At 67.9% G+C, this 10,094-nt stretch carries 9 protein-coding genes; 1 reads left to right on the top strand and 8 read right to left on the bottom strand.

The window, feature by feature from the left end; genetic code table 11:
* The coding region (locus IBX53_RS05485; protein ID WP_290906605.1) for an ATP-binding protein at window positions 1-2,273 on the top strand (2,273 nt) is incomplete at its 5' end.
* Here the strand turns inward: IBX53_RS05485 and acpS are convergent.
* The 8 genes from acpS to IBX53_RS05445 form a co-directional block, all read right to left on the bottom strand.
* Complete coding sequence (acpS, locus tag IBX53_RS05480; protein ID WP_290906603.1) at window positions 2,270-2,647, bottom strand: holo-ACP synthase; 378 nt, start codon at window positions 2,645-2,647, stop codon at window positions 2,270-2,272. The two genes, IBX53_RS05485 and acpS, sit on opposite strands and share 4 nt — an antisense overlap.
* 3 nt (window positions 2,648-2,650) lie before the next feature.
* Window positions 2,651-3,433 (bottom strand): pyridoxine 5'-phosphate synthase, encoded by a 783-nt coding sequence (gene pdxJ, locus IBX53_RS05475; RefSeq protein ID WP_290906601.1) that lies wholly within the window; start codon window positions 3,431-3,433, stop codon window positions 2,651-2,653.
* A 65-nt stretch (window positions 3,434-3,498) separates the two neighbouring features.
* Complete coding sequence (recO, locus tag IBX53_RS05470) at window positions 3,499-4,200, bottom strand: DNA repair protein RecO (protein WP_290906599.1); 702 nt, start codon at window positions 4,198-4,200, stop codon at window positions 3,499-3,501.
* Window positions 4,201-5,100 carry a GTPase Era gene (era, locus tag IBX53_RS05465; RefSeq protein ID WP_290906597.1) on the bottom strand — a complete coding sequence of 300 codons (900 nt, stop codon included), beginning with the start codon at window positions 5,098-5,100 and terminating at the stop codon, window positions 4,201-4,203.
* A complete protein-coding gene (gene rnc, locus IBX53_RS05460) occupies window positions 5,097-5,801 on the bottom strand; it encodes a ribonuclease III (RefSeq protein ID WP_290906594.1) in 705 nt (234 codons plus the stop codon). Before rnc ends, era begins: the two co-directional genes overlap by 4 nt.
* Window positions 5,802-5,844: 43 nt before the next feature.
* Window positions 5,845-6,648, bottom strand: coding sequence for a signal peptidase I (gene lepB / locus IBX53_RS05455; RefSeq protein ID WP_290906592.1), 804 nt, complete (start codon window positions 6,646-6,648; stop codon window positions 5,845-5,847).
* Between the two features lie 27 nt (window positions 6,649-6,675).
* Entirely contained in the window at window positions 6,676-8,493 is a 1,818-nt protein-coding gene (gene lepA / locus IBX53_RS05450; RefSeq protein ID WP_290906588.1) for a translation elongation factor 4, read from the bottom strand.
* 160 nt (window positions 8,494-8,653) lie between these two features.
* Window positions 8,654-10,075, bottom strand: coding sequence for a DegQ family serine endoprotease (locus IBX53_RS05445; RefSeq protein WP_290906585.1), 1,422 nt, complete (start codon window positions 10,073-10,075; stop codon window positions 8,654-8,656).
* Window positions 10,076-10,094 lie beyond the last annotated feature (19 nt).

Below are 10,094 nucleotides of genomic sequence, written 5' to 3'. Positions count from 1 at the left end.
GCCACTACCGCCAGATCGGCCTCACCGCGCTGCTGCTTGGCATTGCCACCCTGCTGCTGGGGGGGCTGACCCTCAGCACCTACCGCCGCCTGCACCCCCCGCTAGCCGCCGTGGATGACGCCCTGGCGCAACTGGCCGCAGGCGAGAGCCCCCTCCCACTCTCCCCCTCACCGGGCGAGCTGGCCGGCCTGACCGAACGGGTCAACGCCCTGGGCGACCACCTGACCGAGGCCCGGCTGGAGACGCAGCGACAGATCGAGCAGGCCACCGCGGAGCTCGAGGAGTCCATGGAGACCATCGAGATCCAGAACATCGACCTGGATATCGCCCACCGCCGCGCCGTGGAGGCGAACCGCATCAAGTCGGAATTCCTGGCCAACATGAGCCACGAGATCCGCACTCCGCTGAACGGCATCATCGGCTTCTGCCGCCTGCTCGACCGCTCGCGACTGGAGCCGCGTCAGCGGGAGTGGCTCGAACACGTCCAGCGTGCCTCCAGCAACCTGCTGATGCTGGTCAACGACGTGCTCGATTTCTCCAAGCTCGAAGCCGGCCACCTGGAACTGGAGCACCTGCCGCTGGACATGGTCGCCCTGGTGGACGAAGTGCTGGGCCTGCAGGCACCCCTGGCCCACCAGAAGGAACTGCAGCTGCTGGGGCTGGTGTATGACGATGTGCCCAGCGTGCTCACCGGCGACCCGATGCGCATCCAGCAGGTGCTCACCAACCTCGTGCACAATGCGGTGAAGTTCACCCGGCAGGGCGAGGTGGTGGTCCGGGTGATGATGGAACAGGCCGACCTTGGCCGGGTGACGCTGCGGATCAGCGTCACCGACACCGGCATCGGACTCTCCACGGAGCACCAGCGCCGCCTCTTTCAGGCCTACCAGCAAGCTGCGCCCAGCCACTCCCGGGAGTTTGGCGGCACCGGTCTGGGCCTGACCATCTGCCGCCAGCTGGTAGAGCAGATGGGCGGTCAGATCACCGTGGAGAGCGAGCCCGGTCAGGGCACCACCTTCTCCTTCACCCTTCCCCTGGAAGGCAGCGAGAGCACTGAGCGGCCACCCGAGCTGCGCCTGGCCGGGCAGACGGTGCTGATCGAGGAGCCCCACTCCGCCACCCGCCGAGCCCTTCGCCATCTCTTCACCCGCTGGGGCGCCCGTCCGGTGGACGCCGTTACCACTCCTCTCCAGAGCGCCCCGGCGGCTCTGCTGGTCGCCAGCCTGCCGCACACGCCCCTGACCAGGGACGAGGCCGGGACCTGGCAGCGCCGCCTCGCCGAGCTGGCCTGCCCGGCCCTGCTGCTTGCCAACGCCAGTTCCCTCGACCTGCCCAGCCTGGCACTGCCCCATGGCGGCGAGATCCTCGCCAAGCCTGTGGCTCGGGCCACCCTGACCGCGGCCGTGGCGAGGGTCCTGGGCCAGCGCGCGAGCCCATCACCGACGAACCAGGCGGGTGCGGCGCCACAGCCATTGCGCCTGCTGGCGGTGGATGACACCGAATCGAATCGCCTGCTGCTGGGCGAGCTGATCGCCGCTCCCGGCATCGAGGTCAGCCTGGCTGCCAGCGGCGAGGAGGCCCTGGCCCTGGCGCGAGAGCAGGCCTTCGATCTGGTGCTGATGGATATTCGCATGCCCGGCATGGACGGCGTCGCTGCCACCCGGGCGCTGCGCCGCCTGGGCAAGCGCTGGCGCACCACCCCGGTGGTGGCCGTGACCGCCCACGTGCTCGAGAAGGAACGCCGCCGGCTGCTGGCCAGCGGACTGGATGACGTGCTGGTGAAGCCGGTGGATGGCGACCAGCTGCGCGACACCCTGCATCGTCACCTGGGCGTGGTGCTGCCGGAGGCGAACGAGACGCCATCACCGCTGCGGGAAGATGCCCCGCCCCTGCTCGCCGATGACGGCGAGCTGCCCACGGTGGACCTGGAACTCGGTGCACGGCTGGCGGGCGGGCGGGCGTCACTGGCCAGGGAACTGCTGGAGCGCCTGGCGGCGGGGCTCGAGGAGAACGAAGCCGACCTGCGACGCGCCCTGGCCGAGAGCGACGACGAGGCGTTGCTGGATGGCATTCATGCCCTCAATGGCGCCTGCCGCTACTGCGGGGCGCCGCGACTGGGGCTGATTGCCGAATCCCTGGAGACCCGCCTGCGCACCCGCGGCCGGGACGCGGTGACGCATCTGATGGACGACCTCTTCGCTGCCATGGCGGACCTGCGCGCCTGGGCGCAGCGGGAGGCTCAGCCCCCCGAAACCTGGCCTTCCGACACTTAGCCTTCCAGTACCACGAAGGCCACCGCCAGGGATGCCTCGTCGCTGATCGACAGGTGGGTCGCCCTCACCCCGGCGGCCATGGCCAGCTCGTGGGCCTTCCCCGACAGCAGCAGCGAGGGCCGGCCGAGAGCATCGTTGGAGACCTGGACCTCGGTCCAGCGCATGCCCAGCCGCAGGCCGGTCCCCAGTGCCTTGACGAAGGCCTCCTTGGCGGCGAAACGCTTGGCCAGGAAGGCCGCCGGCGCCGGATGGCCCGCCAGGCGCTCACGCTCCAGCTCGCCCAGCAGCCTCAGCGCCAGTCGCTCGCCGTGGCGCCCCAGGGCCCGCTCGAAGCGTTCGATCCGGGCGATATCGGTGCCGATGCCGAGGATCATGGGTCAGTGGTGATGATCATGGTCGTGCTCCTCCAGGGAGGCAACGAAACCGGCTTCCTGGCCGGCGATGGCCAGCCGCTTCATCTCGGCCACTGCCTCCTTGAGCCCCACGAAGACCCCCCGGGCGATGATCGCATGGCCGATATTGAGCTCATGCAGGCCCGGTATGGCGGCGATGGCTTCCACGTTATGGTAGTTGAGGCCATGGCCGGCGTTGACGGTGAGGCCGAGCTCCAGCGCCATCTCGGTGGCGGCACTGAGCCGCGCGTGCTCGTGGACGGCCGCTGGCCCCGCGGCCTCGGCATAGGCACCGGTATGCAGCTCGATCACCGGGGCACCGGCCTTCACCGAGGCCTCGATCTGAGACGGCTCGGGGTCGATGAACAGCGACACCTCACAGCCGGCCGCGGCCAGGCGCCGACAGGCCGCCTGGATCGCCGCGAAGCCACCCACCACGTCCAGACCACCCTCGGTGGTCAGCTCCTCGCGCTTCTCCGGCACCAGGCAGACGTGGGCCGGGCGGATCTCCTCGGCCAGGCGCAGCATCTCCTCGGTGACCGCCATCTCCAGATTCATGCGAGTGTTGAGCACCTCGGCCAGCAGGCGCACATCGCGGTCCTGAATGTGCCGGCGATCCTCGCGCAGGTGCACGGTGATGCCATCGGCGCCGGCCTCCTCGGCCAGCAGCGCCGCCTGGACCGGGTCCGGATAGCGGGTACCGCGGGCCTGACGCAGGGTGGCGATATGGTCGATATTGACGCCGAGCAGTAGTCGGGGGGGATGCATGGGGGTCTCCGGGAGTCGAGAAATCAGGAGTAGGCGACAGGGCCAGTGCAAGAGGTGAAAGGCGTTCAGTGTGACCCGTCCCGGCGGCGCTCGGCAAGCTGGGCCATCAGCTCCCGGGAGCGCAGCGGTCGGGTGCCCAGCAGCGGCGCCAGCGCCGCCCGGGTGACCGCCTTGGCGGGCCCGGCGAGCCCGGGGGCGTCCCAGTCGCCGGCCCCCAGCAGACGCAGGGTGCGTCCGTCCAGGCCGGGCTGCCCTGGACGGAAGGCCCGCGTGGATACGTCCAGGACATAGCGCGCCTGGGGATCGAGCTCGCCGCCGTCATCCGTGACAAAGCGCGGCATGGCGTCCAGCGCCTCGAGCAGCGACACCTCCAGGCGGCGCAGCCCCCCGGCGCGGGCGTCGGGCCGCGGCAGCGCCTCGAGCAGGGCGGCATAGAAGGCAAACACCTCGGTCACCGGCAGCTCCACCGGCAGTGTGCGGGTGAGCAGCTCATTGGCATAAAGCCCGCACAAGAGCCCCTCGCCGGCCAGCAGCGCCGTGGCCCCTCGGCTCTCCATGAGGCGCAGGCGCTTGAGCTCGCCCTCGCCGACCCAGGTGACATGCAGGGGCGCAAAGGGCTGCAGCCGACCCCGAGAGCGTGAGCCGGGGCGCTGAACGCCCTGAGCAACCGCCCTCACCCGGCCCTGGGTCAGGGTGAGCAGATCCACCAGGGCGCTGGTCTCGCGGTAGGGGCGCTTGTGCAGCAGGAAGGCGGGTTCGGGGGTCATTCAGTCGAGGTTGTAGCCCAGGCTCTTCAGGGCCCGCTCGTCGTCGGACCAGCCGCGCTTCACCTTGACCCAGAGGTTGAGCATCACCTTGGCACCCAGGGCACGCTCCATGTCCAGACGCGCCTCGCGACCGATGCTCTTGATGCGCTCGCCGTTCTCGCCGATCAGGATCTTCTTCTGGCCCTGGCGTTCCACCAGGATAAGGGCGCTGATATGCACCACCCTGCCCTCGTCGCGAAACTCCTCGATCTCCACGGTCATCTGGTAGGGCAGCTCGTCGCCGAGCTGACGCGTCACCTTCTCGCGCACCAGTTCCGCGGCCAGGAAGCGCTGGCTCTTGTCGGTGATCTGGTCCTCGGGGAAGAAGTGCACGCTCTCGGGCAGATGCCTGGCCACCTCGGCCTCCAGTTCCGGCACGTTGGTGCCGTGCTTGGCGGAGATCGGGACGATGGCGGCGAACTCGCGCCGGGCACCGACCTCCTCCAGCCAGGGCAGCAAGCTCGCCTTGTCCTGCAGCCGGTCGACCTTGTTCACGGCCAGGATCACCGGCGCCGTCACGTGCTCAAGGCGCGCGAGGACGATCTGATCCTCCTCGCTCCAGCGGGTGCGGTCGATGATGAACACCACGCAGTCCACGTCGCGCAGGGCCTGGGTCGCCGCCTGGTTCATGAAGCGGTTGATCGCCTTGTTGCGATCCTTGGCCATGATATGCATGCCGGGGGTGTCGACGTAGATGAACTGCGCCTCCCCTTCGGTCTTGATACCCCTCACCTGGTGACGCGTGGTCTGGGGACGCCGCGAGGTGATGGAGATCTTCTGCCCGAGAATACGGTTCATCAGCGTTGATTTGCCGACGTTGGGGCGACCGACGATGGCCACGAAGCCGCAGGTCTGGGTCATGGTCGTGCTCCCTGTGCGTTGGCCCTGACGGGTTCAAGCAGGGCCAGGGCCTTCTCGGCGGCCTGCTGCTCGGCGTGACGCCGGCTGGCGCCCTCGCCGGTGGTGCGCTGGTCGAGCATCTCCACGTGGCAATCCACGGTGAAGACCTGGGCGTGGGCCTCGCCCTCCACGTTGACCACGTCATAACGGGGCAGTGGGAGCTGGCGCGACTGCAGGAACTCCTGCAGGCGGGTCTTGGGATCCTTCTGGGTGTCCTGCAGGCTGGTGTCTTCCAGACGCGCCGCGTACCAGGAGAGCACGCGCACGCGCACCGACTCCATGCCGGCATCCAGATAGATGGCGCCGATCACCGCCTCCACGGCGTCGGCCAGGATCGATTCTCGGCGATGCCCGCCGCTCTTCATCTCGCCGGAGCCGAGGCGCAGGTGCTCGCCAAATTCCATCTCGCGGGCCAGCTCGGCCAGGGTCTGGCCCTTGACCAGGCGCGCGCGAAGCCGGGAGAGCTGCCCTTCCCGGGCGTCGGGAAAGCGCCGGAACAGCGCCTCGGCGATCACGAAGTTGACGATGGAATCGCCGAGGAACTCGAGGCGTTCGTTGTTCTGCCCGCCGACACTGCGATGGGTCATGGCCAGCTCCAGCAGGGCGGGATCCCTGAAGGCATGGCCGATGCGTCGGCTGAAAGCGTTGAGGGAGTCGCTCACGGATGTCCTGTTATCTGATGACTTGTCGGCACGGGTGTGTAGCTCACTGGATGCGTCGTGCGCTGGTGAAGCTGGGCAGGCCGCCATCCCAACTCATCCACACGGCGAAGGCACGGCCGACGATGTTCTCCTCCGGCACGAAGCCCCAATAGCGGCTGTCGTTGGAGTGGTCGCGGTTGTCGCCCATGGTGAAGTAGTGCCCTTCGGGAACCACCACCTCGCGCATCTGTGGGCCCGGGTCTCGAGGATTATTGTAGATCCGGTGCTCGAGTCCGCCCAGCTGCTCGGCCAGCAGCAACTCGCCGGGGGCGCCGGCGGGGCCCTCCTCCAGCAGGCGCTTGGGGACCGGCTCACCGTTGACGTAGAGCTGCTTGCCCTCGTAGCGCAGGGTGTCGCCAGGCAGGCCCACCACCCGCTTGATGAAGTTCACCGCGGGTTCGTTGGGAAAGCGGAACACCATGACGTCACCGCGCTCCGGCTCATTGAATTCAATGATGCGGGTATGCACCACCGGCAGGCGAAGCCCGTAGGTAAACTTGTTGACCAGGATGAAGTCGCCCACCTCAAGGGTTGGGCGCATGGAGCCCGACGGGATCTGGAAGGGCTCCACCACGAAGCTGCGCAGCACCAGCACTACCAGAAGCACCGGAAAGAAGGAGCGCGAGTAGTCCACCGGCCAGGGCTCCTTGAGCACCTTCTCGCGGGCGACGGGGTCGAGCCCCTCGGTGGTGCCGGCCTCGGCGTTGGCCGCGGCGCGGCGGCGGGCGGGGCGCCACCAGATGAGGTCCAGCAGCCAGATCAGGCCGGTGATGGCAACGGCCACCACCAGCAACAGGGAGAAGTCCATGGAGGTATGCGTTCCTGGTGTTTGAAATCAGTCATTGACCCTGAGTACAGCAAGGAAGGCATCCTGGGGAATCTCCACCCGGCCGACCTGCTTCATGCGTTTCTTGCCCGCTTTCTGCTTCTCCAGCAGCTTCTTCTTGCGGCTGACGTCACCGCCATAGCACTTGGCGGTCACGTTCTTGCGCAGCGCCTTTACCGTGGAGCGCGCCACCACCTGGCCGCCGATGGCCGCCTGGATGGCCACGTCGAACATCTGGCGCGGAATCAGCTCCTTCATCTTCTCGACCAGCAGCCGGCCGCGACCATGGGCGTGGTCGCGATGGATGATCACCGCCAGGGCGTCGACCTTCTCGCCGTTGATCAGCACGTCGAGGCGTGACAGCTTGGCCGCCTGGAAGCGCTCGAAACCGTAGTCCAGAGAGGCATAGCCCTTGGAGATCGACTTGAGGCGGTCGAAGAAGTCCATCACCACCTCGGACATCGGCAATTCGTAGACCAGCTGGATCTGGCTGCCGAGGAACTGCATGTCCTTCTGGGTGCCGCGACGGTTCTCGCACTCCATGATCACGTTGCCGACAAACTCCTGGGGCACCAGGATGCTGGCGCGCACGATCGGCTCGCGCATCTCCTCCACATCGGCCATGTCGGGCAGCTTGGAGGGGTTGGAGACGTAACTCACCTCGCCATTCTTCAGCGCCAGCTCATAGACCACCGTCGGCGCCGTGGTCAGCAGGTCCAGATTGTACTCGCGCTCGAGACGCTCCTGGACGATTTCCATGTGCAGGGTGCCGAGGAAGCCGACCCGGAAGCCGAAACCCAGGGCTTCGGAGTTCTCCGGCTCGTAGGCCAGGGAGGCGTCGTTGAGCGCCAGCTTCTCCAGGGCGTCGCGGAAGTCCTCGTAGTCGTCGGCGCTGACCGGGAACATGCCGGCGTAGACCTGGGGCTTGACCTTCTTGAAGCCCGGCAGGCGCTCGACGTTCGGCGTCCTGGCGTGGGTGATGGTGTCCCCCACCGGCGCGCCTTGGATCTCCTTGATGCCGGCCACGATGAAGCCCACCTCGCCGGCCCGCAGCACGCCGGTCTCCTTGCGCAGCGGCGTGAAGATACCCACCTCGTTAGCCTGCCAGTCGCGGCCGGTGGACTTGAGGCGGATCTTCTCGCCCTTCTTCAGGGTGCCGTCGAAGAGGCGCACGAGCGAGACCACCCCGAGGTAGTTGTCGAACCAGGAGTCGATGATCAGCGCCTGCAGCGGGGCATCGGGGTCGCCCTGGGGCGGCGGAATATCACGCACCAGCCTCTCGAGCAGGGCATCGATGCCCAAGCCGCTCTTGGCGGAGACCTGGCAGGCATCGGTGGCGTCGAGGCCGATGATCTCCTCGATCTCGTGGGCCACCTTGTCGGGGTCGGCCTGGGGCAGGTCCATCTTGTTCAGCACCGGCAGCACCTCGAGCCCCTGCTCGATGGCGGTATAGCAGTTGGCCACCGACTGGGCCTCGACCCCCTGGGCGGCGTCCACCACCAGCAGCGCGCCCTCGCAGGCGTACAGCGAGCGCGAAACCTCGTAGGAGAAGTCCACGTGGCCCGGGGTATCGATGAAGTTGAGCTGGTAGGTGTTGCCGTCCTGGGCGTGGTAGTCCAGGGTCACCGACTGGGCCTTGATGGTGATGCCGCGCTCGCGCTCGAGGTCCATGGAATCGAGCACCTGCTCCTTCAGCTCGCGCTCGGAAAGCCCTCCGCAGCTCTGGATCAGGCGGTCGGCCAGGGTCGACTTGCCGTGGTCGATGTGGGCGATGATCGAGAAATTGCGGATATGCTTGAGCTTGTCGGAAGAGGTGTCTTGGGCCATCGAGAGAATTCTGCCTGAATAAGGTTCTGGCCGAGCCAGGCGGCGCGCGTGCCGCCTGCAAGTGGCCGGGTTCGGGCAACATTGTACCGGCATGCGCCGGCCAGATACAGCGAACCCGGCGGCCTGGGGCCGCCGGGTCAGGGTTGCGCCGCAGAGTGACTCAGTCGCCGGCCAGGCGCAGCGCCACGAACAGCGAGCGGCCGTCGCGGTAGAGGCGCACCGGCACGGCACGGTCGGTGGGCAGTTCACTGGCTATCTCGACCAGCTGAGCGGAATCACTCACGGCTCGGTGGTCGATGCTGACCAGAATGTCGCCGGGACGGATACCGGCCGCCGCGGCGGCGCCATTCGGGTCGACCTCGCGCACCCGCACGCCGCCCTCGATGCCGAACTGCTCGCGCTCGGCGGCCTCCAGCTCACCCACCGAGATGCCCAGGCGGGCCTGGCGACTCTCCTGGGGACGGCTGGAGGTGACGCGCTCGGCGTCGGGCCAGTCACCCACGGTAATGCTGAGCTGGCGGCGCTCGCCGTCGCGCATCAGCTCGAGTGCCACTTCGCTGCCCGGCGTGGTGCGGCCAATCAGGCGCGGCAGGGTGCTGGAGTCGTGCACGCGACTGCCGTCCACCTCGAGGATGACATCGCCGACCTGAAGGCCGTCGCGGGCGGCCGGGCCCTCGGGGTCGAGGTCGGCGATCAGCGCACCGCTGGGGCCCTCCATGCCGAAGGATTCGGCCAGGTCCCGGGAAACCGGCTGGATCATCACCCCCAGCCAGCCGCGACGCACCTGGCCGTCATCGCGCAGCTGGTCGGCCACGTCCATGGCCACGTTGATGGGGATGGCAAACGACAGGCCCATGAAGCCGCCGCTGCGGGTGAAGATCTGGGAGTTGATCCCGATCACCTCGCCATCCAGGTTGAACAGCGGCCCGCCCGAGTTGCCCGGGTTGATGGCCACGTCGGTCTGGATGAAGGGCACGTAGGCGTCCCGGGGCAGGGTGCGGTCGATGGCGCTGATGATGCCGGCCGTAACCGAGTGGTCGAAGCCGAAGGGCGAGCCGATGGCGGCCACCCACTCGCCCACCCTGAGGGTATCGGAGTCACCCAGCTTGAGAGGCGGCAGGTCCTCGACCTCCACCTTGAGCAGCGCCACATCGGTGCGCTCGTCGCTGCCCACCAGCTCGGCCTGGAGTTCTCGGCGATCGCTCAGGCGCACCAGGATCTCGTCGGCGCCATCCACCACGTGGGCATTGGTCAGGATGTAGCCATCTTCGCTGATGATGAAGCCGGAGCCCAGCGACTGGCGCTCCTGGGGCCGACCGGGGGCCTGCCCGCCGGGCGGGTCCGGGAAGCGATCGCCGAAGAAGTGACGGAAGATCTCGGGCAGCTCCTGGCCGCCGAAGCCCTGGAAGGGATTCTCGCGACTCTGCACCGTGCGGGTGGTGGAGATATTGACGACGCCAGGCGCGGCCTCCTCCACCAGCACGGTGAAATCGGGCAGCTCCTGGGCCGTGGCCGACTGCCAGGCCAGCAGGGTCGCAGCCAGCAGCATCCACAGGGAGAAGGGTCGGATCATGCGTTTCATGCAAGGCTCCTGCGATGGG

The organism is Halomonas sp., assembly GCF_014859505.1.
Taxonomy (GTDB): Bacteria; Pseudomonadota; Gammaproteobacteria; order Pseudomonadales; family Halomonadaceae; genus Halomonas.
Note: the sequence above shows the minus strand (reverse complement) of the source record. Positions and strands in the feature narration are given on the sequence as shown.

What these genes read in the sequence shown, in the direction of transcription:
- IBX53_RS05445 (WP_290906585.1), bottom strand. Translation starts at nt 10,075, where the DNA reads ATGAAACGCATGATCCGACCCTTCTCCCTGTGGATGCTGCTGGCTGCG.
- era (WP_290906597.1), bottom strand. Translation starts at nt 5,100, where the DNA reads ATGACCCAGACCTGCGGCTTCGTGGCCATCGTCGGTCGCCCCAACGTC.
- lepB (WP_290906592.1), bottom strand. Translation starts at nt 6,648, where the DNA reads ATGGACTTCTCCCTGTTGCTGGTGGTGGCCGTTGCCATCACCGGCCTG.
- pdxJ (WP_290906601.1), bottom strand. Translation starts at nt 3,433, where the DNA reads ATGCATCCCCCCCGACTACTGCTCGGCGTCAATATCGACCATATCGCC.
- lepA (WP_290906588.1), bottom strand. Translation starts at nt 8,493, where the DNA reads ATGGCCCAAGACACCTCTTCCGACAAGCTCAAGCATATCCGCAATTTC.
- recO (WP_290906599.1), bottom strand. Translation starts at nt 4,200, where the DNA reads ATGACCCCCGAACCCGCCTTCCTGCTGCACAAGCGCCCCTACCGCGAG.
- acpS (WP_290906603.1), bottom strand. Translation starts at nt 2,647, where the DNA reads ATGATCCTCGGCATCGGCACCGATATCGCCCGGATCGAACGCTTCGAG.